21 protein-coding genes are annotated in these 25,842 nt (G+C 75.1%); 10 read left to right on the forward strand and 11 right to left on the reverse strand.

All coding sequences use genetic code 11. The features are described from left to right. Window positions 1–13 precede the first annotated feature (13 nt). On the forward strand, window positions 14–1,348 hold the full coding sequence (locus ABZW03_RS00520; RefSeq protein ID WP_355249928.1) for a hypothetical protein: 1,335 nt from the start codon (window positions 14–16) through the stop codon (window positions 1,346–1,348). 6 nt (window positions 1,349–1,354) lie between these two features. Here ABZW03_RS00520 and ABZW03_RS00525 read toward each other — a convergent pair whose 3' ends face one another. The 8 genes from ABZW03_RS00525 to ABZW03_RS00560 form a co-directional block, all read right to left on the reverse strand. Further along, entirely contained in the window at window positions 1,355–1,867 is a 513-nt protein-coding gene (locus ABZW03_RS00525) for a hypothetical protein (RefSeq protein WP_355249930.1), read from the reverse strand. 126 nt (window positions 1,868–1,993) lie between these two features. Beyond that, window positions 1,994–3,838 carry a dihydroxy-acid dehydratase gene (gene ilvD / locus ABZW03_RS00530; protein WP_355249932.1) on the reverse strand — a complete coding sequence of 615 codons (1,845 nt, stop codon included), beginning with the start codon at window positions 3,836–3,838 and terminating at the stop codon, window positions 1,994–1,996. Between the two features lie 149 nt (window positions 3,839–3,987). Next, complete coding sequence (locus tag ABZW03_RS00535) at window positions 3,988–4,776, reverse strand: methyltransferase domain-containing protein (protein WP_355249934.1); 789 nt, start codon at window positions 4,774–4,776, stop codon at window positions 3,988–3,990. Between the two features lie 46 nt (window positions 4,777–4,822). Next, window positions 4,823–5,626, reverse strand: coding sequence for a sugar phosphate isomerase/epimerase (locus ABZW03_RS00540; protein ID WP_355250000.1), 804 nt, complete (start codon window positions 5,624–5,626; stop codon window positions 4,823–4,825). A gap of 640 nt (window positions 5,627–6,266) precedes the next feature. Then, window positions 6,267–7,229: a Ppx/GppA phosphatase family protein gene (locus ABZW03_RS00545; RefSeq protein ID WP_355249936.1), complete on the reverse strand. Its 963-nt coding sequence runs from the start codon at window positions 7,227–7,229 to the stop codon at window positions 6,267–6,269. A 217-nt stretch (window positions 7,230–7,446) separates the two neighbouring features. Beyond that, the gene (locus ABZW03_RS00550) at window positions 7,447–8,655 is read right to left on the reverse strand and encodes an SUKH-4 family immunity protein (RefSeq protein ID WP_355249938.1); all 1,209 of its coding nucleotides are present in this window, start codon (window positions 8,653–8,655) and stop codon (window positions 7,447–7,449) included. A 974-nt stretch (window positions 8,656–9,629) separates the two neighbouring features. Continuing rightward, window positions 9,630–12,440 (reverse strand): toxin glutamine deamidase domain-containing protein, encoded by a 2,811-nt coding sequence (locus ABZW03_RS00555; RefSeq protein WP_355249940.1) that lies wholly within the window; start codon window positions 12,438–12,440, stop codon window positions 9,630–9,632. A 55-nt stretch (window positions 12,441–12,495) separates the two neighbouring features. Further along, window positions 12,496–12,966: a hypothetical protein gene (locus tag ABZW03_RS00560; protein ID WP_355249942.1), complete on the reverse strand. Its 471-nt coding sequence runs from the start codon at window positions 12,964–12,966 to the stop codon at window positions 12,496–12,498. Window positions 12,967–13,326: 360 nt separating this feature from the next. Here ABZW03_RS00560 and ABZW03_RS00565 point away from each other — a divergent pair, with 360 nt between their 5' ends. Continuing rightward, complete coding sequence (locus ABZW03_RS00565) at window positions 13,327–14,238, forward strand: hypothetical protein (protein ID WP_355250002.1); 912 nt, start codon at window positions 13,327–13,329, stop codon at window positions 14,236–14,238. Between the two features lie 28 nt (window positions 14,239–14,266). Here ABZW03_RS00565 and ABZW03_RS00570 read toward each other — a convergent pair whose 3' ends face one another. Together ABZW03_RS00570 and ABZW03_RS00575 are read right to left on the reverse strand one after the other, a co-directional pair. Continuing rightward, complete coding sequence (locus ABZW03_RS00570) at window positions 14,267–15,436, reverse strand: NADH-quinone oxidoreductase subunit D (RefSeq protein WP_355249944.1); 1,170 nt, start codon at window positions 15,434–15,436, stop codon at window positions 14,267–14,269. Then, on the reverse strand, window positions 15,433–16,467 hold the full coding sequence (locus ABZW03_RS00575) for an SAM-dependent methyltransferase (RefSeq protein ID WP_355249946.1): 1,035 nt from the start codon (window positions 16,465–16,467) through the stop codon (window positions 15,433–15,435). The genes ABZW03_RS00570 and ABZW03_RS00575 overlap by 4 nt, the downstream gene beginning before the upstream one ends. Before the next feature lie 129 nt (window positions 16,468–16,596). On the opposite strand from ABZW03_RS00575, the gene ABZW03_RS00580 reads away from it, so the two are divergent. The 8 genes from ABZW03_RS00580 (at window position 16,597) to ABZW03_RS00615 (ending at window position 24,736) form a co-directional block, all read left to right on the forward strand. Further along, window positions 16,597–17,829: a sensor histidine kinase gene (locus ABZW03_RS00580; protein WP_355249948.1), complete on the forward strand. Its 1,233-nt coding sequence runs from the start codon at window positions 16,597–16,599 to the stop codon at window positions 17,827–17,829. A gap of 95 nt (window positions 17,830–17,924) precedes the next feature. Continuing rightward, window positions 17,925–18,614, forward strand: coding sequence for a response regulator transcription factor (locus ABZW03_RS00585; RefSeq protein WP_355249950.1), 690 nt, complete (start codon window positions 17,925–17,927; stop codon window positions 18,612–18,614). 198 nt (window positions 18,615–18,812) lie between these two features. Continuing rightward, a complete protein-coding gene (locus ABZW03_RS00590; RefSeq protein ID WP_355249952.1) occupies window positions 18,813–19,784 on the forward strand; it encodes a DUF2520 domain-containing protein in 972 nt (323 codons plus the stop codon). Next, the gene (gene panC, locus ABZW03_RS00595; RefSeq protein WP_355249954.1) at window positions 19,785–20,690 is read left to right on the forward strand and encodes a pantoate--beta-alanine ligase; all 906 of its coding nucleotides are present in this window, start codon (window positions 19,785–19,787) and stop codon (window positions 20,688–20,690) included. It abuts the gene before it with no gap. Between the two features lie 110 nt (window positions 20,691–20,800). After that, complete coding sequence (gene panD / locus ABZW03_RS00600) at window positions 20,801–21,250, forward strand: aspartate 1-decarboxylase (protein ID WP_355249956.1); 450 nt, start codon at window positions 20,801–20,803, stop codon at window positions 21,248–21,250. Window positions 21,251–21,265: 15 nt separating this feature from the next. Then, the gene (locus tag ABZW03_RS00605) at window positions 21,266–22,936 is read left to right on the forward strand and encodes an L-aspartate oxidase (RefSeq protein ID WP_355249958.1); all 1,671 of its coding nucleotides are present in this window, start codon (window positions 21,266–21,268) and stop codon (window positions 22,934–22,936) included. Between the two features lie 4 nt (window positions 22,937–22,940). After that, window positions 22,941–23,903, forward strand: coding sequence for a carboxylating nicotinate-nucleotide diphosphorylase (gene nadC, locus ABZW03_RS00610; RefSeq protein WP_355249960.1), 963 nt, complete (start codon window positions 22,941–22,943; stop codon window positions 23,901–23,903). Between the two features lie 47 nt (window positions 23,904–23,950). Next, the gene (locus tag ABZW03_RS00615; RefSeq protein ID WP_355249962.1) at window positions 23,951–24,736 is read left to right on the forward strand and encodes a type III pantothenate kinase; all 786 of its coding nucleotides are present in this window, start codon (window positions 23,951–23,953) and stop codon (window positions 24,734–24,736) included. Window positions 24,737–24,743: 7 nt separating this feature from the next. On the opposite strand, the gene ABZW03_RS00620 is transcribed toward ABZW03_RS00615, so the two are convergent. Beyond that, complete coding sequence (locus ABZW03_RS00620; RefSeq protein ID WP_355249964.1) at window positions 24,744–25,793, reverse strand: hypothetical protein; 1,050 nt, start codon at window positions 25,791–25,793, stop codon at window positions 24,744–24,746. Window positions 25,794–25,842 lie beyond the last annotated feature (49 nt).

Genomic DNA, 25,842 nt, shown 5'->3' on the forward strand with positions numbered 1-25,842 from the left:
GCATACTGGCGCGATGCCGATAGCCGAAGATCCGGAACCGCGCCCCTCCCGGGGCGACGAGCCGGGCGGGTCCGACCCGTCCGGGACGGGCGCGAGGGACCCGTTCGCCGACCTCGTCCTGGACGAGGAGTTCGTCCGCAACGCCACCGTCAAGGAACCGGCGGGGCGCACCCGCATGCTGTCCGCCCGGTGGAAGCACACCCCGCCGCACGACCCGGGCGGCCGCCGCTCGGTCAACGACGGCCCGGCGAAGCCGAAGCGCCGCTTCGGCCGCAGGCCCGCGGGCCCGGCGGTCGACGCGTGGGGCAACCCGCGCCCGCGCCGCCGCACCTGGTCCGCACCGCTGTTCGTGGCGCTGGCCACCGCGGTGGGGCTCGCCGCGCTGAACATCGACGGGCTGCGCCGGTGGTACTCCGACGACGGTGCGACGAGCACCCCGGCCACCGCCCCGGCGCCGACCGTCGCCCCGGAGACCGCCAGGCCGACCGCCGCACCGCCGGCCACCCCCGACGACCAGCCGACCGTCGACCACCCCTGGAAGGGGTCCCCCGCCGAGGGCTGGCCGAACGGCGCGGAGGCGTTCGTCCTGCCCGAGGCCAAGGCCGTCGGCGTCTTCTCCGCGGACGAGGTCGCCGCCCAGCTCCAGTCGGTCAGGACCTACCTGACGGCCGCCAACCTCGATCCCCAGGTGATCGCGGGAGCCCGGCCGGAGTCCGCCCTGGCCATGCTCGACCGCGAGGACCGGGCCACCGCCGTCGCCGCCCTCGACCACCCCGCCAAGGACACCGACCCGACCGACTGGTTCACCCGGTTCGATCCGCGCGAGGCGGCCCTGGTCGGCGGCACCGTGAAGGTGCAGGGCCGGATCAGCTTCGAGGGGGACGGCGCCGGGGGCGTGCTGGTGCACACCGACTTCACCTTCGTCTACCCGCTGCAGCCGGGCCCGGACGCGGAGAAGCTGGCCTCGTCCCGCCGCCGCACGCCGGACACCGCGCCGGGCGCCACCGCCGCTCCGGCCGGCCTGGTCGCGCCGACCGGCCTGGTCGCGCCGGCCTCCGACAACACCGGCAGCACCTGGACGGCCCGCACCATCGTCCGCAAGGTCGACGACATCCGCTTCTACGACCCGAAGAACCACAAGGTCGACGCGAAGAAGCTGGTGTTCGACAAGCGCCGGTGGGATGCGGGCAACAGCGACTGCAACGTCCACGACGGCTTCCTGCACCCGCAGTTCCAGCAGTTCAGCAGCCACGGCCCGACGCCGACCGGCCCGACCCGCGACCCGTACGACCGGAGCAGGGACCTCGCGCCGGACAACGAGGAGTGCGGCACCGCCAGCCGGAGCTGACCGCCGTCAGCGCCCGCGCTTCCCGCCGGGTCGGCCGCTGCGGCCGGCCCGGCGCTTCTCGTACTGGGCGACGGCCCGCTCGTAGGCGGCCCGGTGGACCGCCTCGCCGGGCGCCTCGACCAGGCTGCGGGCGAAGTAGGCCAGCAGCGAGCCGGCCCCGCCGATCAGCCAGACCGCGCCGAGCGACCTGTCCTCGGCCATCCAGCCGGTCAGCTGGTCCTTGCCCTCGGTGAGCACCTTCCAGGTGCGCCGCACGGCCATCATCGAGCAGACCGCGATGGCGGCGGTCAGCAGCCCGTTGAGGAAGGTGCCGTTGTCGGAGAGGGCGATGCCCTCGACGCCGAAGCGCAGCAGCAGCACCGCGGCGGCGGCCGCGAGCAGGGAGCCCACCGACACCGCGACCCGGCGCAGCCAGTAGCCGTTGTCCCGGTTCAGCCAGCTGGTGCCGAACCAGCGGAGGGGCTCCGGCTCGGGGGCTCCGGCGGGAGTGGGGGCGGGGGTGGGGGGCTGCTCGCTCACGCCGTCGATTATCACCCGACCGCCACCTGCGCCGGAGGAGCCGTCCCGCGGCCGGGACGGCTCCTCCTGGTTCGTACGGGCTCGGCGACTGGTTCCGTACGGGCCCGGCTCCTGGTTCGTACGGGCTCAGCCGAGCTTGGACACGTCGCGGACGGCGCCCTTGTCGGCGGAGGTGGCCATCGCGGCGTAGGCGCGCAGGGCCTGGCTGACCTGGCGGTCGCGGTTCTTCGGCCGGTAGCCGCCGGCGGCCTCCAGCGCGCGGCGGCGCTCGGCCAGGACCTCGTCCGGGACCTCCAGGGAGATCCGGCGGCCGGGGATGTCGATGGCGATGGTGTCGCCGTCCTCGACCAGCGCGATGGTGCCGCCGGAGGCCGCCTCCGGGGAGGCGTGGCCGATCGACAGGCCCGAGGTGCCGCCGGAGAAGCGTCCGTCGGTGACCAGCGCGCAGGCCTTGCCCAGGCCCCGGCCCTTGAGGAAGGAGGTCGGGTAGAGCATCTCCTGCATGCCCGGGCCGCCCTTGGGGCCCTCGTAGCGGATGACGACGACGTCGCCCTCCTTGACCCGCTTGGCGAGGATCGCCTCGACCGCGTCCTCCTGGGACTCGACCACGACGGCCGGGCCGCTGAAGGTCCAGATCGACTCGTCCACGCCGGCCGTCTTCACGATGCAGCCGTCCTCGGCGAGGTTGCCGTACAGCACGGCCAGGCCGCCCTCGACGGAGTAGGCGTGCTCGACGCCGCGGATGCAGCCCTTGGCGGCGTCGGTGTCCAGCGACTCCCAGCGCTCGGACTGCGAGAAGGCCTCGGCGGAGCGCTTGCAGCCGGGGGCGGCGTGCCACAGCTCGACGGCCTCGGCGGAGGGCGAACCGCCGCGCACGTCCCAGGTCTTGAGCCACTCGGCGAGCGAGTCGGCGTGCACGGTGTGGACGTCCTGGTTGAGCAGCCCGCCCCGGTACAGCTCGCCGAGGATGGCCGGGATGCCGCCGGCCCGGTGCACGTCCTCCATGTAGTACGAGCCGTTCGGCGCGACCTTGGACAGGCACGGCACCCTGCGGGAGACGGCGTCGATGGCCCGCATGTCGAAGTCCAGCTCGGCCTCCTGGGCGGCGGCGAGCAGGTGCAGGATGGTGTTGGTCGAGCCGCCCATGGCGATGTCCAGGGCCATGGCGTTCTCGAAGGCGGCGCGGGTGGCGATCGCGCGGGGCAGCACGGAGGCGTCGTCGCCGCCGTAGTAGCGGTTCGCGATCTCCACGACCGTCTGCCCGGCCCGCTCGTACAGGGCCTTGCGGGCGGTGTGGGTGGCGAGCACCGAGCCGTTGCCGGGCAGCGAGAGGCCGATCGCCTCGGTCAGGCAGTTCATCGAGTTGGCGGTGAACATGCCGGAGCACGAGCCGCAGGTGGGACAGGCGTTCTCCTCGATGATCGCGATGTCCTCGTCGGAGACGTTCTCGTTGACCGCCTGGGAGATCGCGTCGACCAGGTCGAGCTTGCGCACGGTGCCGTCGACCAGGGTGGCCTTGCCGGCCTCCATCGGGCCGCCGGAGACGAAGACGGTCGGGATGTTCAGGCGCAGCGCGGCCATCAGCATGCCCGGGGTGATCTTGTCGCAGTTGGAGATGCAGATCAGGGCGTCGGCGCAGTGGGCGTTGACCATGTACTCGACCGAGTCGGCGATCAGGTCGCGCGAGGGCAGCGAGTAGAGCATGCCGCCGTGGCCCATCGCGATGCCGTCGTCCACGGCGATGGTGTTGAACTCGCGCGGGATGCCGCCCGCCCGCTTGATCGCCTCGGAGACGATCCGGCCGACCGGCTGGAGGTGGGTGTGGCCGGGGACGAACTCGGTGAAGGAGTTGGCGACCGCGATGATCGGCTTGCCGAAGTCCTCGCGGGCTACGCCGGCGGCCCGGAGAAGCGCCCGGGCGCCTGCCATGTTGCGACCGTGGGTGACCGTACGGGACCTCAGCTCGGGCACTGTGCTCCACTCCTTCGGGGCTCTCGCCGGCCCCCGCCGCTGGGAGGGTTCGGGGGCCGCTGTGGGTACCGAGCCTACGCCCGCCGTCCGGCCGGCGGACGGCCCGTCCGCGATGCGGGCAGGCGGCGGGCGCTGCCTGTACCCCGGGGTCAGCTCCGCTTGACGGCCACGGTGAGGTCGAGGACGTACGGCTCGACCACCTGTCCGTCCGGGAACTCCGCCAGCAGCGCCGCGCGCTCGGTGGCGAGCAGCGGTTCGCGCCGCTCCGGGGGCAGCGAGGCGAAGAAGGAGCGCGAGGTGAGGTTGTCGACCACCTGCTCGACGGGCACCTGCCGCTGCCAGCGCAGCTCGGCGCGGGAGACCTCCAGGCCGGCGGCGGCGAGGGGCGCGATCAGCTCGTCGACCCGGCGGTAGCCGTGGTAGCGGCCGGACAGCGTGGCGGACAGCCGCTCGTCCCGGGCGCGCACCCAGGGCACGGCCTCGTCGAAGATGTTCCACCAGGTGGCGAGGGCGCCGCCGGCCCGCAGCACCCGGATCGCCTCGGGGACGGACTGCTCGGGGTGCGTCCAGTGGAAGGCCTGGGCGTACGTGATCAGGTCGACGGAGCCGTCGTGGAAGGGCAGCTCGTCGCCGCCGCCGCGGACCAGCGGGAGCCGCGGCGAGACGGCCCGGAACTGCGCGGCCATCCCGGCGGAGGGCTCGACGGCGACGACGTCCGCGCCGCGGGCGGCCAGCAGGCGGGTGGCGATGCCGGTGCCGGCGCCGACGTCCAGGGCCGTGGCCCCCTTGAGCGTCCGGCCCCAGAGCCGCTCCAGCTCGTCGAACAGCTCCTCCGGGTAGCCGGGGCGGCCGCGGTCGTACGCGGCGGCCACCGCGCCGAAGCTCCCGGCCAGTTCGCGGAAGTCGCGCAGTTCGCTGAACTTCTGACCCTTCGTCACTTCTCCCCCTCGGCAGGGCGGTTCGCGCCCGATCCGGCCGGACGGCTCAGCGTACGCGCGAGGGGGTGGCCAGGTGCAAGCGGGTGAAGGCGAGGGCCTCGGCCAGATCGGCCTCGCGTTCGGCGGGGGAGGCCGAGCGGCGGGTGTTGACCTCCAGCACCACGTGGCCGTCGAAGCCGGTGCGGGCGAGGTGCTCCAGCAGCTCGGCGCAGGGCTGCTTGCCGCGGCCGGGGATCAGGTGCTCGTCCTTGCCGGAGCCGCTGCCGTCGGCCAGGTGGACGTGGGCGAGCCGGTCGCCCATCCGCTCGACCATGGCGAAGGTGTCGATCCGGGAGGTGGCGGCGTGCGAGAGGTCGATGGTGAAGTGCCGGTACTCCTCCTCGGTGACGTCCCAGCCGGGGGCGTACGCGAGCATCTCGCGGTCGCGGTAGCGCCACGGGTACATGTTCTCGACGGCGAAGCGGACGTCGGTCTCGCCCGCCATCCGGTCGATGCCCTCGACGAACTCGCGGGCGTACTGGCGCTGCCAGCGGAACGGCGGGTGGACGACCACGGCGCTCGCGCCGAGCTTCTCGGCGGCCGCCCGGGCCCGGACCAGCTTGGTCCACGGGTCGGTGCTCCACACCCGCTGGGTGATCAGCAGGCAGGGCGCGTGCACGGCCAGGATGGGCAGCTGGTGGGCGTCGGAGAGGCGGCGCAGGGCGTCGATGTCCTGGCTGACCGGGTCGTTCCAGACCATCACCTCGACCCCGTCGTAGCCGAGCTTGGCGGCCAGCTCGAAGGCGACGGCGGTGCTCGCGGGGTACACCGAGGCGGTGGACAGCACCACCTTGGTGTCGGGGATGTGCAGGGCCGGGTGCCGGGGCAGCACCAGCCGGTCGGTGGTGCGCAGCAGCGGCGGGCGGGCGGCGTCGCGCTTGGCGGCCTTGACCGAGCGGACGGACTGGACGGCGGCCTTGGCGGCGCCGGCGGCGCGGGCGGTGCGGGTCTCCTTGGGGGCGGGGGGCTTCGACGTTGTTGTGGGCTGCCCCGTCTTGGCCGGCTTGGCCGACTTCGTTGCCTTGGCCGACTTCGCCGGCTTCGTTGCGGTCGCCTTGGCTTCGGTCGTCTTCGCCGTTGCCGTCTTCGCGGCGGCCGTCTTCGCTGCGGCTGTCTTCGCGGTGCGCTGGGCGGCCTTGACGGCCTTCGCGGCCTGCTTGGCGGCCTGGGCGGCGGTGGCGCCCGTGACCGCCTTGCTGAGCCGGCGGCGCGGGCCGTCCGGCCGCGACTGCCCGCTCCCGGGAGTGCGGCCCTCCTGCGTTCCGTCCTCGCCCGCTGGTTGCACCACGGGAGACAGCGTAAGCGGAGCACGCCGTGAACGGGGTGGGATGACCGGCGCAGTGACCATCGGCACGTTGTCGCGGGGACGGTCGGTCGTCCGGGCGTCCCGGCGTCCGGGCGTCCTGGCGCGTCCGGCGTCCCGGCGCGCCCGGCGTCCCGGCGCGCCCGGTTTACGGGGTGAGCGCCGGGCGGCGGCGGTCGGCGGGGCTGTCCATGGCGTCCAGGCGGCGCAGGATGATCCCCTCGCGCAGCGCCCACGGGCAGACGTCCAGCTCCTCCAGGCCGAACAGGTCCATCGCAGCGTCGGCGACCAGCGCACCGGCCAGCAGCTGCTTGGCCCGGCCCTCGGAGACGCCGGGGATCCGGGCGCGCTCGGCGACGGTCATGCCGGACAGCCGGGGCAGCCAGGCGGCCAGCCCGCTGCGGGTGAGCCGCCGGTCGGCGTACGGGCCGGCGTCGGCCGGGGCGGCGCCGGTCATCCGGGCCAGCTGCTTGAAGGTCTTGGAGGTGGCGACCGCGTGCCGGGGCGGGCCGAGCCGGTTGATCTCGCCGACCACGGCGGCGAGCTCCGCCCGGATGTGCCGTCGCAGCTCGCGCAGCCCGTCCGGGTCGGGGACGTCCCCCGGCAGCCAGCGGGCGGTCAGCCGGCCGGCGCCCAGCGGCAGCGAGCAGGCGACGTCCGGCTGCTCGTCCAGGCCGCAGGCGATCTCCAGCGAACCGCCGCCGATGTCGAGGTTGAGCAGCCGGCCCGAGGACCAGCCGAACCAGCGGCGGACGGCCAGGAAGGTGAGCCGGGCCTCGTCCTGGCCGGAGAGCACGCGCAGCTCGACGCCGGTCTCAGCGGTCACCCTGCGCAGCACCTCCTCGCCGTTGGCGGCCTCGCGCACGGCGGAGGTGGCGAACGGGAGGATGTCGACGACGCCCTTGTCCTCGGCGACCCGCAGCGAGGAGGCGATGTGGCCGACCAGCCGCTCGATGCCGGCCTCGCTTATCGCACCGTCCGCGTCCAGCAGCTCGGCCAGGCGCAGCTCGGCCTTGTGCGAGTACGCGGGCAGCGGGGCAGCGCCCGGATGGGCGTCCACCACGAGGAAGTGGACCGTGTTGGAACCTACGTCGAGCACACCGAGTCGCATAACTCTCCACGCTACGCGATTCGGGCCCTGGTGAGAGGGGGTGTCGCCGGGGTAGTGGCCGCCCGGGGGCGGTCGGTGACCGTGCCGGGGCGGGCGGTGGCCGCGCCGAGGCGGGCGGTGGCCGCGCCGGGGTGGGCGGTGGCCGCGCCGGGGTGGGCGGTGGCCGTGCCGGGGTGGGCGGTGGCCGTGCCGGGGGGACCGGCTGGTCGACCGGCCGTCAGAGCAGACCGTCCCAGAGCTGCTCCACGATGACGGCCCACCAGTTCTCCGGGTCGGCGAAGACCGTGCCGTCCGCCTCCGCCAGCGCGCGCTGCAGGGCGTCCACCGCCGCGCCCGCGGCCACCGGGTCGAGCCCGCGCAGGGCGGGCCACCAGCCGGCGAACACCTCCAGGCAGCGGACGAAGCCGCGCAGGCTCGCATTGCAGTGGCGGGCGGTCGCGTAGTCCGGGTCGACGGCGCGGACGGCGCCGGCCACCGGGTCGAGGGCCAGCAGCGACCAGCCGTCCGTGCCCAGGAGCAGCTGCCCGGCGAGCGCCAGGCGCTCGCGCTCGGCCACCCGGGTGCCGCGGCCGAGCTCGGCCAGGTGCGCGGCGAGCGGGGGCAGGGCGGCGCCCTGGCGGGTGCCGTCGACGATCGCCTCCGCGGCCGGGTGGTGCAGTGCGAAGAACCCCGGCACGGCCAGCGGGACGCCCACGGTCAGCAGCAGGGCGGCCGTGTCCCCGGGCAGTTCGGCGCGGGCGACGTCGGCCGGCTCGAAGCGCTGGACGCCCGCCGGGCCGAACCGCTCCGCGAGCCGGGCGGCGAGCGCGGCGTCGGGCTCGTCGGGGGCGCTGTGCGCCGTACGGGGGAAGGGCACCCGGTTGCGGGCCGGACCGTCCGGCGGCGCGGGCAGCGCCCGTACGGCGGCGGCCCGGTGGTCGAAGCGCGGGCCGTACGGGAGCTCGAAGTCGATCCGGGCGGTGGGCAGTTCGGCGGCCAGCGCGTACGACCAGTAGCCGCCGGGCAGGGCGCTCGGCCGCAGGTCGGTCCGGACGGCCAGCACGTCCTCGGCGGCGATGCCCTGCTCGCGCAGCCACCACCAGCCGCGCAGCGCCGGGTGCGGCAGGCCCGCGGCGGAGCGCAGGGCCAGCGAGCGCTCCTCGCCGGTGGCGTCCCGGTAGGTCAGCTCGGCCCGGGCACCCCGGCCGGTCGCCGGCGGGAGGGTCGGGTCGTAACCGCCGGCGCCGACGAAGTCCCGGTACAGCCCGACCACTTCGTCCACCGGCACCGAGGGCCACACCGTGAACCGTCCGCTCTCCCGGTCCACCACGGCGCAGGCCGCCCCCACCTCCTCGGGCGCCCGCCGCTCTCCCGTCCGCGGGTCCACCACCACCCGGGCGGGCTCGGCCCACACCACCCAGCCGAGCTCGAACTCGTGGGTGCACACCCGCCGCACCGCACCGGAGCCCTGCGGCAGATCCCCGTTGATCCACCGGTGCCCCGCCTCCACTGCCTGCGCCCGCGAAATCACCCGGCCACCCCCGTCCCGTCCACTCCCCGCGACCCTACGCCCCCAACACCCGCGCCCCTCGCGTTAGAAGTCGGCGGGGCCGACTTCTGACGCAGAGGGCGCAGGACGGAATATGACGACCGGTCCACATACTCCCGCCCAACAACGCGAAACCCGGCCGCCCCACCCCGCACAGGAAGTCGAACCGGCCGACTTCTGGCGCGCGCACCGCAAACCAGCACACCAGGCCACACAGGAAGTCGACCCCACCGACTTCTCACGCAAAACCTGGGGCGAATTATGACGACCGGTCTACATAAATCTGCCCCAACCCCCGCGCCAGCCACCCCAACCCGCACAGGAAGTCGGACAGGCCGACTTCTGGTGCACGCATCGCGCCCGAGCGGGCAGCGAATATGACGGGCGGTCTACATATTTTGGCCGACCCAGCCCGAACCCGGCCGCAGCGGTGCGCACTAGAAGTCGGACGGGCCGACTTCTAGCGCGAGCCCACCGCGAACCAGCACGCCAGGCTGCACAGAAAGTCGACCCCGCCGACTTCTCGCGCGGACCCCCAGAAAATTATGAAGACCGGTCTACATAAGCCTGCCCCAACCCCGCGCCAGCCACCCCAGCCCGCACAGGAAGTCGGACAGGCTGACTTCTGGCGCACGCACCGCGCCCGAGCGGGCAGCGAATATGACGGGCGGTCTACATATTTCGGCCCGGCCCGGGCCGAAACCGGCCGCGGCGGCACGCACAGGAAGTCGGACGGGCCGACTTCTGGTGCGAGCGCCACCCCGGCTTTGATGCGGGCTCCGCTCTGATACCGAGAACCAGGCGCCGGGCTGCACAGGAAGTCGGGCGGGCCGACTTCTGGTGCGGGAGCCGGGGGATGTGGCGGGTGGGGGTCAGGCGGCGGGGGTGAGGGGGAGGGGGCGGCCTTCGGGGGTGAGGGCGATGGCCCAGAGGCCGTGGGTGGCGGGGTGGAGGGGGGTGGGGGCCTGGCGTGCGAGTTGGTGGTCGAGGTAGGTGACGGTGTCCTGGTGGTTGACGGCGTTCCAGGCGTGCGGGCGGCCGTAGGCGTCGAGGGTGAGGAGCAGCGCCTGGGAGCCGTGTCCGGCGCGGCGGAGGTCGTCGGCGAGGCGGTCGAAGGCCGGGCCGCCGTCGCCCAGGTCCCGGAAGAGGGCGCCGAGTTCGCGTTCGGCGCGGTCGCGGCCGCCGCGTTCGCCGGCGTCGCCCTCGGTGGGGATGCGCGGGGCCGCGCAGGTCGGGCGGCCGGTGTAGCACTCGACCGCCGAGAGGGCGATCTCCAGGCTGTTGTTGGCCCGGCCCGGTTCGCGGTGGCCACCGTCGTTGACGGCCTCCGCCCAGCCGCCGGCCGCCGGATCGGGGTGGCGGACGGGCAGGCCGTCCTCGTCCCGGGGCGCGCGGCGTTCGACTTCGGCCTGGTGCTCCGGGTCGACCGGCGCGAGCCCGCCCGGCAGGCCGTACGGACGGCTGTCGGCGATGCTGCGCGGTCGGACCGCCAGGTCCTCCGGCTGTGCTCCGCGCCGTGCGCGCAGGGCGAGTTGGAGCGCCATCGCGTGGGCGGTCGCGACCGGGACCGCGCCCCAGGCGAGGGCCGGGTCCGCGAGGCCCGCCGCGCTCTCCCGCCGTCGGGCGTCCACCGGGTGTGCTTCGGGCCGACCGATCACCGGGGTGGTCCCGACGATCGGGGGCGCGGCGGGAGGCGGCGGCGCGGCGTGGACCGGTGGCGGTCCGACGACCGGGGGCTGCGCCGCGCCGACCGGGGACTTGGCCACCGGCGCGCCCACCACGCCACCCGCACCTCCGGGACCGCCAGGCGCGCCAGGACCACCGGGAGCGCCGGAGCCACCGGGGCTACCGGCCGCACCCGCACCCGGCCCCACGCCGCTGCCGTACGGTGCTGCCACGTTCACGGGCCCGGCGCCGGGGCCGGCCAGCGGTCCGGGCCCGACGGTGCTCACCGGGCCGGCCGGCTGGTACCCGCCGCCGTACACCGGAGTCCCGAACTGCCCGGGCACGCCGACCGGTCGGACCGTCGGCGGGGCGTCCGGCGCCGTCACGTGCGCGGGGCCGCCGGCGGAAGGCGAGGTGACGGGCGGCGCGGTGACGGGCGGCGCGGCGGGTGCGCTCACCGAGTCCGTCCGTACGGTGACCGGCCCACCGCCACCGCCACCGCCGCCACCGCCACCGCCGTGCGAGGAGGCCGCAGGCGCCTGGAGCGGGTAGTCCCCGTCCGACCAACCCGCCGACCCGCCGCCCGGCCGACCCGACGCGGCAACCGACGGCGCGGCGACGGACGGCGACGCCGACGGCGCCCAGCCACCACCTCCGGCGCCGACGACAGCACCACCACCCGTCGCCCGGTGCTGCCCCGGCGAACCCCCGCTCACGTACCCGGCCCCACCCGCACCCGCCGACGCACCCGACGCACCCGACGCGACCCCCGCCTCCGGCCCGCCGACGACCACCCCCGGATCCGCCACCGCGACCGAGGCCACCGTCACCACGCCCGGCACCTTCGGCTCCGCCAAACCGCCGGGCGCCACACCCGCACCCGCACCACCCGGTACGTCGGCACCGGGCTTCTCCCCACCCGGCCCGGCCGCCCCCGGCGTCAGCCCGGCGAGCGGCACCCCCCGGACCGCCTTGCCCTCCTCGTCCGTGAGCACCGGCTGCCCGTGCGCGTCCAGCCGCACGGCCAGGTCCGCGACCCCGACCACCGGCTTGCCGTCCGGCCCGGGCACGACCAGCAGCCCGGTGGCGTCGGCCACCGGCGTGCCGTCGGCGCGGAGGATGACCGGCTGCCCGTCCGGCCCGAGGACGGGTTTGCCGTGCTCGTCCACCTTGACCGTCAGCCCCGGCACGCCGACCAGCTGCTTGCCGTCCTTCCCCGTGAGCAGGGCCAGCCCGGAGCCGTCCGCCCCGAGCACGCCCGGTTCGCCGAGGGCGGCGGGCAACCCGGCGGCGAGCGGGTCGAACGCGCCGCTGCGGTACGAGGCGGCGGTGACCCCCGTTCCCTGCGCGGTGCCGAGCTTCAGCAGGGCGACGGCGGCCGGCTCCTTGAGCACGCCGGACAGGGCGTCCTTCATCGCGCGGCCGAGTTCGGCGAGCAGTCCGCCGATCTTCAGCCCGGCGGCCTCGACCGCGACGGCCGCCACACCCGCCGCGACCTGTTCGGTGGCCGTGTTGCCCACCGCGGCCGCGACGCCGCCGACGGCCTTCCGCAGCCCGCCGACCACCCCGCTCCGCGCCGGATCGCCGTCGGCCGCCGCCGCGATCCGGCCGGCCGCCTCCTTGGCCTCGGCCGCCTGCCGCTCGGCCTGCTGGAGGTCGGCGGCGAGCTGCCGCAGGGTCGCGATGATCTCGGCCTTGCAGGTGTCCACGGCCCGCGCGGCCGTGTCGAAGGCCCCGGCGACCAGCCCGACCGCGCTGTGCGCGTCGTCCAGGTGGCCCTTGCCGCCGCCGCTGAAGTTCTGCCAGTACGCGCCGAAGGCCTCGACCGCGTGGCCCGAGTTGTCGGCGGTGACCCGCCGGACGGACTCGCCGCAGCGGCGGGTGAGCCGGTCGGCCTCCTTGCCGAACTCGCGCCAGACTCCGGCGGCCTTGCGCAGGCCCTCCTCGTCGGCCTGCGGCCACGGCCGGCCGGTCCGGGCCAGGACCGGGACCAGTTCCTCGGGCAGTTTCCGGGACACGCGCTTCTCCCCCTAGCGAGCCATCGAACCCTAGCGAGCCATCGAGCCGGGTCCGTCAGACCGGCCTGTCCTCGGGGACGGCGGGAACCGCCCCCGGGGTTGCCCCCGGCGCCGTCGAGTACACCGCGGACGTCACCGGCGAGACCCCCGGGGCCCCCGCCGACCCCGCCGCGCCCGGCACCGCCGTCGCCCCGAACCCGCTCGCCGCCGAGCTGTCCGCGTCCGCCGTCCGCCCGGCCATCGTGTGCAGCCCGGCCCCGACCCCGGTCACCCGGCCGGCCAACCCCCGTAGCCCGTCGACGAGTTCACCGCGCGCCTGCCCGTACACGGCGGCGAAGCCGCTGCCCGGCTGGTCCGCGCCCCAGGGAGCGCCGAGCGCGGCGAGGCCCTGCTCCAGGGCGGTGACGGCCTTCGCCAGCTCGCCGCCGAGCTTCTCGAACTCCCGCCCCTCGCCGCGCAGTTCCCACGGCTTGAGGACGAACTCCCCGCCCGCGCGGCCGGACGCCCCGGTGTTGCCGCCTGCCATCCCCGTACCTCCCCGTCGCGGGCCCGTAGCGGACCGGCCGCCATCCTAGGCACGCCGCCGCGCCCGACCGCAGGGCCCGACGGACCTCTTCACCCCGCTTTCACCCCGCGCAGCCCCGCCTTCACGCCGCGCCGCCCCGTTCCCGCCCCGCGCGGCCCCGCCCTCACGCCGCGCCGCCCTCACCCCGCGCAGACCCGCCCTCACCCCACGCGGCCCCACCACCACACGCCGCGACCACCGGTCCCGCCACCGCGCCCCCGCCCCCGGAAGCTCTACCCTTGCCGGGTGGCACCAGCAGAAACGTCCAAGAAGAAGGCCAAGGCGAAGCCCGAGGCCTCCCCCGCCCCCGTCGACCTCGCGATGCCGACCCTGCGCCGCGAGATCCCGCGCGACGAGGTCCCGCTCGACTTCCCCCGCGCCTGGGTCGAGTTCGCCGACCCCGCCGACGAGGAGCAGGTCTTCCGCTGCGACCTCACCTGGCTGACCTCCCGCTGGTCCTGCGTCTTCGGCCAGGGCTGCCACGGCATCCGCGTGGGCCGCGGCGAGTCGGACGGCTGCTGCACGCTGGGCGCCCACTACTCGGACGAGGACGACGAGAAGCGCGTCCGGTCGCACGCGGCCCGGCTGACCCCGGAGCTGTGGGAGAACTTCGCCGAGGGCACCGACGCCAAGGGCCGGATCGTCGCCGACGGCGGCATCACCATGCTGGACGAGGACGGCGACCGCCAGACCCGCCGGGTCAACGGCGCCTGCATCTTCGTGAACAGCCCGGACTTCGCGGGCGGCGCCGGCTGCGCCCTGCACGCGCTCGCGCTCAAGGAGGGCCGCGAGCCGCTGGAGACCAAGCCGGACGTCTGCTGGCAGCTGCCGGTCCGCCGCACCTACGACTGGATCGACCGCCCCGACGACACCCGCTACCTCCAGGTCTCGATCGGCGAGTACGACCGCCGCGGCTGGGGCCCCGGCGGCCACGACCTGCACTGGTGGTGCACCGGCGCCCCGGCGGCCCACCAGGGCGCGGAGCCGGTGTACGTCAGCTACCGCCCCGAGCTCACCGAGCTGATGGGCCGCGAGGGGTACGCGGTGCTGGCCCGGCTGTGCGAGGAGCGGATCGCCACCAAGGGCGACCGCAAGGTGGCCCCGCACCCCGCCGACCCGGTCAAGAACCCGGTCAAGAACCCGGCCAAGAACAACCCGGCCAAGGACCCGGCCAAGCAGGCCAACCCGGCCAAGCAGGACAAGAAGGGGGACAAGAAGGCCGACAAGGCCTGACCGCCCGCCCCGCCGCCCCCGGCCGGCCCTACTTGTCGATGTCCCCGACCACGAAGAACATCGACCCCAGGATCGCCACCATGTCCGCGACCAGCGTCCCCGGCAGCAGCTCGCTCAGCGCCTGGATGTTGTTGAAGGACGCCGAGCGCAGCTTGAGCCGCCACGGCGTCTTGTCGCCGCGCGAGACCAGGTAGTACCCGTTGATCCCGAGCGGGTTCTCGGTCCACGCGTACGTGCTGCCCTCGGGCGCCTTGAGCACCTTGGGCAGCCGCTGGTTGACCGGGCCGGGCGGCAGGGCGGCGAGCTTGTCGAGGCAGGCGTCCGCGAGGTCCAGCGAGTTGAGGGTCTGCTCCAGCAGGCACTCGAAGCGGGCCAGGCAGTCGCCCTCCTCGCGGGTGACCACGGTGAGCACCTGCCGCAGCTCCTCGGAGCCGTACGCCAGGTACGGCTCGTCGCGGCGCAGGTCGAGGTCGAGGCCGCTGGCCCGGGCGATCGGGCCGCTGACCCCGTACGCCTCGGCCTGCGCCCGGGTGAGGACGCCGACGCCGGCGGTGCGGGCGCGGAAGATCTCGTTGCCGAGGACGAGGTCCTCGAAGACCGGCAGCTGCGAGCGCACGGTGGCGACGGCGGTGCGGACCCTGCCGAGCCAGCCGGCCGGCAGGTCCTCCTTGAGGCCGCCGACCCGGTTGAACATGTAGTGCATCCGGCCGCCGGAGGCCTCCTCCAGCACGTGCTGGAGGTCCTCGCGGCCGTTGAAGGCGTGGAAGACCGGGGTGATCCCGCCCAGCTCCAGCGGGTACGAGCCGAGGAACATCAGGTGGTTGAGCACCCGGTTGAGCTCGGCGAGCAGGGTGCGGACCCACACCGCCCGCTCCGGGACCTCCATGCCGAGCATCCGCTCGACGGCCATGACGACGCCGAGCTCGTTGGAGAAGGCGGAGAGCCAGTCGTGCCGGTTGGCCAGCATGATGATCTGCCGGTAGTCACGGGCCTCGAACAGCTTCTCGGCGCCCCGGTGCATGTAGCCGATCACCGGCTCGGCGCTCACGATGCGCTCGCCGTCGAGCACCAGCTTCAGCCGCAGCACGCCGTGCGTGGCCGGGTGCTGCGGGCCGATGTTGAGCACCATGTCGGTGGTGCCCGCCGCGCCCGTGAAGTTCTCGGCTCCCGCCCCGATGCCGACCGTGGTCTCCCTCATGGGGTCAGAGTCTGCCATCCCGGCGGGGCCTGCACACCAGGCGCCCGTTCGAAGATCCCCAGCGGTGGCACCCGGACGGCCTGCAGCAGCCACCCGAACCCGCCCAGCCCGCCCGGGTCGGTCAGCTCGGCCCCCTCCCCCGCCCCGCTCAGCGCCCGCAGGTAGCCGACCGGGTCGCTCGCGGCCAGCGCGAGCGCCGGGCGCTCGCCGCTCACGCCGAGCGCGCGCAGCGCGTCCCGCTGGGTCGTCCACAGGCTGTGGAGACCGGGCACGGCGACGGAGTCCAGCGCGACGTGCGCGGTGACGTCGCAGGAGCCGTCCGGCACCGGGGCCACCTCCCGGCCGTCCCGGAAGCCGGCGAACGTGCCGAACGGCGGCCGCCGCCCGGCGGTGTGCCCGTAGTCCACGGCGACGGCCAGGCCGCGCTCCAGCCCGGCCACGGCCCGCGCCCAGGCGGCGTCCCGGGGGCCGCCGAACTCCACCACCTCGCCGGGTTCCGCGACCGGCCACCAGCGCTTCGCCCAGGCCGCGTCGGCCGCCGAGACCGGCTCGCCGAGGCGCTGCTCCCCGGTCGCGGTGTCCACCTCGAGGTAGCGCAGCACCCCGTCCCAGTCCACCTCGCCGGCGTCCAGCGGGACGTTGTCCAGCCACTCGTTGGCGAACAGCAGCCCGGTCACCCCGCGCGGCGGCTCGTCCGTCCACAGGGCTGTGGACGGCAGTCCGGCCGGGCGCCCGGCGATCTCCACGCCGTACGGGCGCAGCCGCGCCAGCACCTCCGCGGGCAGCTCGGCCAGGACGCCGGTGAGCAGTTCGCCCCGCCCGGCCCCCATGTCGACCAGGGCCAGCTCCTCCGGACGGCCGAGGGCCGCGTCAACCTCCAGCAGCAGCCGGGCCACCGCACGGGCGAACCTCGGCGAGGCGTGCACGGAGGTGCGGAAGTGCCCGGCGGGGCCCTCCGGCCTGCGGTAGAAGCCCCGGCCGGGTTCGTACAGGGCCCGTTCCATGGCGGGCGCCCACCGCATCCACGTCATGGGGCGGGACGCTACCCGGCCGGGTGCGGCCCCACCCAATCGGATCAGCCGCTTCTCCGACCTACGGAGTAGGACGGATCGCCCTACCGGCGGACCTGGGCACACGGAGCGACTGCCTACGCTGGACACGTGCATCGACTCAACGCCTGGCTCCGCCGTCACCCCATGGTGGTCGACGCCGCCTGGGCGTCGATCGTGCTGCTCTTCGGCCTGCTGCCGAACGACTCCTACTACGACGAGGGCTGGCGCTTCGGCGCCTCGATCCTGGTCGCGGTGCTGCTGCCGCTGCTGATGGTCTTCCGGCGGCGCAACCCCGACGTCACGGTGGCCGCCGCCACCGTCCTCGGCGTCGGCCAGGTGGTCACGGACGTCCCGCCGGGCGGCTCCTCGATCGCCTACCTGGTCTTCGCCTACACCGGCGCCGCCTTCGGCCAGACCTGGACCTCCCGGCTGGCCCTGGCGGCCGGCCTGTCCGCCGGGCCGCTGGTGTTCTGGCAGATGAAGCCGGTGAAGACGGTCTTCGACCGGGCGGGCGACGCCCACACCCGGCCGTACACCCTCGGCGAGGCGGCGCTGATCACGCTGCTGATGAGCACGCCGTTCATCCTCTGCTGGGCCTGGGGCCGGCTGACCAGGGTGCGCCGCGCCTACCTGACCGAGCTGGAGGACCGCGCCGCCCGGCTGGAGCGCGAGCGGGACGCCCAGTCCAAGGTGGCGGTCGCCGCCGAGCGGGCCCGGATCGCCCGCGAGCTGCACGACGTGGTCGCGCACAACGTCTCGGTGATGATCGTCCAGGCCGACGGCGCCGCGTACGTCCTGGACAACTCCCCGCAGCAGGCCAAGGAGGCGCTCGGCACGATCGCCTCCACCGGCCGTCAGGCGCTGGTCGAGATGCGCCGCCTGCTGGGCGTGCTGCGCACCGCCGACACCAAGGCCGAGGAGTACGTGCCGCAGCCGGGCGTCGAGGAGCTGCCGGAGCTGCTGGAGCAGGTCCGTACGGCCGGGCTCGACGTGGACTACGCCACCTCCGGGCACCCGCGCGAGCTGCCGCGCGGCGTCGAGCTGACCGTCTACCGGATCGTCCAGGAGGCGCTCACCAACGTCCGCAAGCACGGCGGCCCCGACGTGCACGCCCGGGTCGCCGTCGACTTCGGCGAGCGCGAGCTGGCCGTCCTGGTGGAGGACGACGGGCGCGGCAGCACCGCCGAGCAGCTGGCCGCCGGCGGCACCGACGGCCTCGGCCACGGCCTGATCGGCATGCGCGAACGCGTCGGCATGGTCAGCGGCAGCCTCGACGTGGGGCCCCGGCCCGGCGGCGGCTTCCGGATCCGCGCCGTCCTGCCGCTCAAGGCGGCCCACTAGCCCCGTCCGCCCTCCACCGTCCGCCCTCCACCGGCCCCCTCCACCGGCCCCGTCCACCCAGCCCCGTCCGCCGTCCCCCTCCAAGGAGTCCCACCTTGACCATCCGCGTGATGCTCGTCGACGACCAGGAACTGCTGCGCACCGGCTTCCGGATGATCCTCCAGTCGCAGGGCGACATCGAGATCACCGCCGAGGCGGGCGACGGCGCGCAGGCCCTGGAGCTGCTCCGGCGCACCGAGGTGGACGTGATCCTGATGGACGTCCGGATGCCGCGGCTGGACGGCGTGCAGGCGACCCGCCGGATCTGCCTGGCCGAGGACGGCAGCCCGCTGCCGAACGCCCCGCACGTGCTCATCCTCACCACCTTCGACCTGGACGAGTACGCCTTCGCCGCGCTCAAGGCCGGCGCCAGCGGCTTCCTGCTCAAGGACGTCCCGCCGACCGAGCTGGTGGCCGCGATCCGCGCGGTGCACGGCGGGGACGCGGTGGTCGCCCCGACCACCACCCGCCGGATGATCGACCGCTTCGCCGAGGTGCTGCCCACCCCGCAGAGCGCCCCCGGCTCGGACGTCCTCGGCCCGCTGACCGAGCGCGAGCGGGAGGTGTTCCTGCTGGTCGCCCAGGGGCTGTCGAACGGCGAGATCGCGGCCCGGCTGGTGCTCTCCGAGGCCACCGTGAAGACCCACGTCGGCCGGATCCTGGCCAAGCTGGGCCTGCGCGACCGGGTCCAGGCCGTGGTGCTGGCGTACGAGGCCGGGCTGATCCGGGCCGGGGCCACCGACTGACCCGCGCTCGGGCCGGGGCCACCGGCCGACCCGCTCCCGGGCCGGGCCGGTCCGGGCCGCCGACTGCCCTCTCCCGGCCGGGCCGCCGACCGGCCCGCTCCGGCGTTCGGGGGCTCCCCCGTAGACTGGGGCGGTACGTCCGGTACCCGTCGCGCGGACTGGAACGGTCATTCAGGACAAGGCAGGACAAGGGTGGACGTGAATCCGTCCGACTTCGCCGACTTCGGCGAGTTCGCCCCGCTCGCCGACGGTCTCGGCGACCAGGCCTTCGGTGATCCCGGCGATCCCGGCAACCGCCCGGCCCGGCTCGCCGTCGGCGTGGTCGGCACCGGCCGGGTCGGACCCGCGCTGGGCGCCGCCCTCCAGCTCGCCGGGCACACCGTGGTCGCCGCCTCCGGGGTCTCCGCCACCTCCCGCCGCCGCGCCGAGGCGCTGCTGCCGGGCGTGCGGATCGTCACCCCGCCGCAGGTGCTGGCCGCCGCCGACCTGGTGCTGCTGACCGTCCCGGACGACGCGCTGGCCGACCTGGTGGCCGGACTGGCCGCCACCGGCGCCGTCCGCCCCGGGCAGATCGTGGTGCACACCTCCGGCGCGCACGGCGTCGCCGTCCTGGAGCCCGCCACCCGGGCCGGGGCGCTGCCGCTGGCCCTGCACCCGGCGATGACCTTCACCGGCACCTCGGTGGACCTGGACCGGCTGGCCGGCTGCCCGTTCGGCGTGACGGCCCCCGAGGAGCTGCGGCCGGTCGCCGAGGCGCTGGTGGTGGAGATGGGCGGCGAGCCCGAGTGGGTGCCCGAGGAGGTCCGCCCGCTCTACCACACCGCCCTCGCGCACGGCTCGAACCACCTGGTCACCCTGGTCGCGCAGGCGATGGAGCTGCTGCGCACGGCCGGCGTCGCCGAGCCCGGCCGGATGCTCGGCCCGCTGCTGGGCGCCGCCCTGGACAACAGCCTGCGCTCCGGCGACGCGGCCCTCACCGGCCCCGTCGCCCGGGGCGACGCGGGCACCGTACGGCGCCACCTGGCGCAGCTCAGTACGGTGTCCCCGGACATCCCGGCGGCCTACCGGGCGATGGCCCGCGCCACCGCGCAGCGGGCGCTCGCCAACGGAACGATCGACGAAACGTCGGCGGCGGCGCTGCTGGACGTACTGAACGAGGAGACGCGCTAAATGGCACGCGGTAAGCAGCCGAACAAGGCCCAGCGGGCACCGAAGGTCCACCGGGCGATCGTGACCCGCACCGTGGACGACTTCGAGGCCGCGTTCTGGCCGGACGAGCAGCCGGTGGACAACGCCGTCGTGATGACCATGGGCGCGCTGCACGAGGGCCACGCCGCGCTGATCCGGGCCGCCCGCAAGCAGGTCGGCCGGGACGGCCGGGTCGCGGTGACGGTCTTCGTCAACCCGCTGCAGTTCGGCCCGTCCGAGGACCTGGAGCGCTACCCGCGCACCCTGGACGCGGACGTGAAGCTGGCCGAGGAGAACGGCGCCGACGTCGTCTTCGCGCCCTCCGTCGAGGAGGTCTACCCGAACGGCGAGCCGCAGGTGCGGATGGTGGCCGGCCCGATGGGCGAGCGCTTCGAGGGCGCCACCCGGCCCGGCCACTTCGACGGCGTGCTGACCGTGGTCGCCAAGCTGCTGCACATCACCGACCCGGACTTCGCCTTCTTCGGCGAGAAGGACGCCCAGCAGCTGGCGATCATCCGGCGGATGGTCGCCGACCTGGACTTCGACGTCGAGGTCGTCGGCGTGCCGACCGTCCGCGAGGAGGACGGCCTGGCGCTGTCCTCGCGCAACCGCTACCTCTCCGAGGAGGAGCGCGGCCGCGCCCTGGCCCTGTCCAAGGCCCTGTTCGCCGGCCGGGACGTCGCCGCGCAGGGCCCGAAGGCCGTCCGCGAGGCGGCCGCGGCCGTCCTGGACGGCGCCGAGGGCGTCACCCTGGACTACCTCGCCCTGATCGACCCGCACGACTTCTCGGAGGCGGCGGACGACTTCCAGGGCGAGGCGGTGCTGGCCGTCGCCGCGAAGGTGGGCCCGACCCGCCTGATCGACAACGTCCGCATCATCGTTCGCTGAAGCACCCGCCGAAGCACCCGCTGCACCACCCGCTGAACCACCTGCTGCACCACCCGCTCGACCAGCAGCAGTCCCCCTCAGGCATGCACTCACAGGAGGCGTGACCCGCAATGCTCCGCACCATGCTCAAGTCCAAGATCCACCGGGCCACCGTGACCCAGGCCGACCTGCACTACGTGGGATCCGTCACGGTGGACGAGGACCTGCTCGACGCCGCCGACCTGCTCCCCGGCGAGCTGGTCCACATCGTCGACATCAACAACGGCGCCCGGCTGGAGACGTACACGATCGCCGGCCCGCGCGGCTCCGGCGTGATCGGCATCAACGGCGCCGCCGCCCGCCTGGTCCACCCCGGCGACCTGGTCATCCTCATCGCCTACGGGCAGATGGACACGGCCGAGGCCAAGGGCTACGAGCCGAAGGTCGTCTTCGTGGACGAGCGGAACCGGATCACCGGCCTGGGCGGGGACCCGGCGCAGGCCCAGGAGGGCACCGGACTGCTCCGGGGTGACCAGGCGTACGGTGACGGCAACGGCGCGGCCGACGCCGCCTCGCGCTGAAGGAGCCCCCCACCCATGTCCACGCACCGCCTCACCGCCCCGGCCCCCGGCTGGACCGCCACCACCGACGTGGTCGTGGTCGGCTCCGGGGTCGCCGGCCTCACCGTCGCGCTCAACGTCCGCAAGGCCGGCCTGCGGGCCATGGTGGTCACCAAGGCGATGCTGGACGACGGCTCCACCCGCTGGGCCCAGGGCGGCATCGCGGCCGCCCTGGGCGAGGGGGACACCCCCGAGCAGCACCTGGACGACACCCTGGTGGCCGGCGCCGGGCTCTGCGACGAGGACGCCGTGCGGACCCTGGTCACCGAGGGCCCGGACGCCGTCCGCCGGCTGATCGCCACCGGCGCCGCCTTCGACCGCGGCGCGGACGGCGAGGTGCTGCTGACCCGCGAGGGCGGCCACCACCGGAACCGGATCGCGCACGCCGGCGGGGACGCCACCGGCGCCGAGATATCGCGCGCCCTGGTCGCCGCCGTCCGCACCGACCCGCAGATCGAGCTGATCGAGCACGCGCTCGTGCTCGACCTGCTCACCGACTCCGAGGGCCACGCCGCCGGGCTCACCCTGCACGTGATGGGCGAGGGCGCGCGCGACGGCGTCGGCGCCGTCCGGGCCCGCGCGGTGGTGCTCGCCACCGGCGGCATGGGCCAGGTCTTCTCGGCCACCACCAACCCCGCGGTCTCCACCGGCGACGGCGTCGCGCTCGCGCTGCGGGCCGGCGCCGCCGTCACCGACCTGGAGTTCGTCCAGTTCCACCCGACCGTGCTCTGGCTCGGCCCGGAGGCCGAGGGCCAGCAGCCGCTGGTCTCCGAGGCCGTGCGCGGCGAGGGCGCCCACCTGGTGGACGCGGACGGCGTCCGGTTCATGGTCGGGCAGCACGAGCTGGCCGAACTGGCCCCGCGCGACATCGTCGCCAAGGCGATCACCCGGCGCATGCGGGAGCAGAGCGCCGAGCACATGTACCTGGACGGGCGGCACTTCGGCGCCGAGATGTGGGAGCGCCGCTTCCCGACCATCCTGGCCTCCTGCCGCACCCACGGCATCGACCCGGTCACCGAGCCGATCCCGGTCGCCCCGGCCGCGCACTACGCCTCCGGCGGGGTGCGCACCGACCGGCACGGCCGCACCAGCGTCCCCGGCCTGTACGCCTGCGGCGAGGTCGCCTGCACCGGGGTGCACGGCGCCAACCGGCTGGCCTCCAACTCGCTGCTGGAGGGCCTGGTCTTCGCCGAGCGGATCGCCGCCGACCTGGCCGAGCGGCACCTGGCCGGCGAGCTGCCCGAGCGCACCGTGGACGTCGAGGCCGCCAGGGCCGCGCACCCCGTCCCGCTGCCCGCCTCCGAGGCCCGCGCCGAGATCCAGCGGCTGATGTCGCGCGGCGCCGGCGTGCTGCGCTCGGCCGCCTCGATGGCCGGCACCGCGGCCGGGCTCGGCCTGATCGCCGAGCAGGCCTACGCGAACGCGGCCGAGGAGAAGCCGGCCGACCCCCGGGTGGAGACCTGGGAGGCCGCCAACCTGCTGCTGGTCGCCACCGCCCTGGTCGCGGCCGCCGCGCAGCGCGCGGAGACCCGTGGCTGCCACTGGCGCGAGGACTTCCCCGAGCGCGACGACGCCGTCTGGCGGCGCCACCTGATCACCACCCTCGCCGCCACCGGCGGCCCGGTCAGCACCCCTGAGGAGCAGTAGAACCATGACCCACTCCCACGAGGAACTCCCGATGGCCGGCGGCTGCGGCGACGGCTGCGCCTGCGGGGACGGCGAGGGCTACGAGACCGGCCTGGACCCGCAGCTGGCCGAGCTGCTGGAGAACGCCGGGCTGGACCCGGTCGAGGTCGAGGACATCGCCACCCTGGCGCTGGCCGAGGACCTGGCCGGCGGCGAGGACGTCACCTCGGTGGCCACCGTGCCCGCCGAGGCCGTCGCGACCGCCGACTTCACCGCCCGCCGGGCCGGCGTGGTGGCCGGCCTGCGGGTCGCCGAGGCGGTCGTCTCGCTGGTCTGCGAGGAGGAGTTCGAGGTCGAGCGGCACGTCGAGGACGGCGACCGGGTCGAGGCCGGCCAGGTGCTGCTCTCGGTCCGCTCCCGCACCCGCGACCTGCTGACCGCCGAGCGCAGCGCGCTCAACCTGCTCTGCCACCTGTCCGGCATCGCCACCGCGACCCGCGCCTGGGCGGACGCCCTGGAGGGCACCGGCGCGGTCGTCCGGGACACCCGCAAGACCACCCCGGGCCTGCGCGCGCTGGAGAAGTTCGCGGTCCGCTGCGGCGGCGGCGCCAACCACCGGATGGCGCTCTCGGACGCCGCGCTGGTGAAGGACAACCACGTGGTCGCGGCCGGCGGCGTGGCCGAGGCCTTCCGGGCCGTCCGGGCCGCGTACCCGGAGCTTCCGGTCGAGGTCGAGGTGGACACCCTGGAGCAGATCCCGCCGGTGCTGGAGGCCGGGGCGGACCTGATCCTGCTGGACAACTTCACCGTCGACCAGCTGAAGGAGGCCGTCGCGCTGGTGGCCGGCCGGGCGAAGCTGGAGGCCTCCGGCGGACTGACCCTGGCCAGCGCGCGCGAGGTCGCCCAGACTGGTGTCGACTACCTGGCCGTGGGCGCGCTCACCCACTCCTCGCCGATCCTGGACATCGGCCTGGACCTGCGCGCCTGACCGTCAGGTCGAGAACAGACCTGTCCCGACTCGCAGAAAGCGTCCTCGTGCTCCTCACCATCGACGTCGGCAACACCCAGACCACGCTCGGCCTGTTCGACGGCGAGGACGTGGTGGAACACTGGCGGATCTCCACCGATCCGCGCCGCACGGCCGATGAACTGGCGGTGCTGCTGCAGGGGTTGATGGGCAACCACACCGCGGTCCGGGAGGCCGCGGTGGAGGGCCTGGCGATCTGCTCGTCCGTTCCCGCCGTGCTCCACGAGCTCCGCGAGGTGACCCGCCGCTACTACGGCGACGTCCCCGCGGTGATCGTGGAGCCCGGCGTGAAGACCGGGGTGCACGTCCTGATGGACAACCCCAAGGAGGTCGGCGCGGACCGGATCGTCAACGCGCTGGCCGCCAACCACCTGTACGGCGGCCCGTGCATCGTGGTCGACTTCGGCACCGCGACCACCTTCGACGCGGTCAACGCGCGCGGCGACTACGTCGGCGGGGCGATCGCGCCGGGCATCGAGATCTCGGTCGAGGCGCTCGGCGTCCGCGGCGCCCAGCTGCGCAAGATCGAGCTGGCCCGCCCGCGCAACGTGATCGGCAAGAACACCGTCGAGGGGATGCAGTCCGGCATCCTCTACGGCTTCGCCGGCCAGGTCGACGGCCTGGTCGAGCGGATGGCCCGGGAGCTGGCCAAGGACCCGGACGACGTCCAGGTGATCGCCACCGGCGGCCTGGCCCCGCTCGTCCTCGGCGAGGCCACCACCATCGACGTGCACGAGCCCTGGCTGACCCTGATCGGCCTGCGCCTGGTATACGAGCGCAACCGGCCGAGCTGAGCGGCGCTCAGCCGCCGGACGGCGGGGTGGCCGTCAGGGCTTCCGCCGGGCTGCCGGTACCCGTCCCCGTCCGCCCGGGGGCGGCCGACGCCGCCCCCGGCGCGGAGGGCGTCGACGGGACGTCCCCCGGCGCGGGCGGCTTCGGGGCGGGCGTCAGGGTGATCGGCCCGCCCCCCGGCGGAGGGGTCGGGCCGGACACCGGAGGCACCTCGACGGTGAACTGGGTCGGTCCCGTCAGCGGGGTCGGGAGCGGCACCGGGAGCACGGACCGGGGGATCGGGAGCGACGTGCCCGCCCGCGGGTCCTGCGGGATGGCCGCCATGACCCGCTGCCAGCGCGGGTCCTTCACCACCGCGGCGAGCTGGTCCGGCGTCAGCGGCGGGTCGGTGCGGGTGATCGGCGCGCCCTGCTCCAGCGGCTTGCGGTTCCACTCCTGGAGCAGCATCTGGTACCCGTCCACGGTCAGCTTGGCGGACCAGGTCTTCGAGCCGGCCGGCTCGCCGACGCGGGTGCCGGCCTGGTAGATCCGCAGGTGCCCGCCGCCCTCGACGTCGGACTCGGTGCAGGCGTCGCCCGGGACCACCCCGGACGGGCAGCCGGTGTCGGAGCCCGCCGCGGAGCGGGTGATCCAGAACAGGTACTGCACCGCGCCCCGGCCGTCGTCCAGCACCAGCCGCAGCTGCGGGGTGTCGCTCTCGGTCCCCCGGGCCTCGCCCACCGTCACCGCGCCCGGCGGCAGCAGCTCGGTGAGCATCCGCTGGAACTCCGGGCCGGAGACCGGCGGGCCGGTCGGGGCCGCCGCCGCGCCGACCGCCGCGGTGCCGCCCTGCCCGGGCAGCAGGCCGCCGAGCGCGGCTCCGCCCACCCCGACCAGGGCCAGCGCGGCGGCCCCCGCCGCGGTGCCGAGCCGTCGCCTGCGGCGCAGCCGGCGGCCGTACGACCAGCCGGTGTCGACCAGCCGGGCGGCGTCGGCGTCGTAGGCCCCGCCGGCCGCGCCGATGGCCTCGGCGAAGGCCCGCTCGAACCGCTCGTCGGGCCCGTCGTGCTCTGCGGACATGCTGAACCAACCTCTCTACCAAGTGGGTTGACGTGACGTGGCGCGCCGG

This window comes from Kitasatospora sp. NPDC004799 (assembly GCF_040609095.1).
GTDB lineage: Bacteria > Actinomycetota > Actinomycetes > Streptomycetales > Streptomycetaceae > Kitasatospora.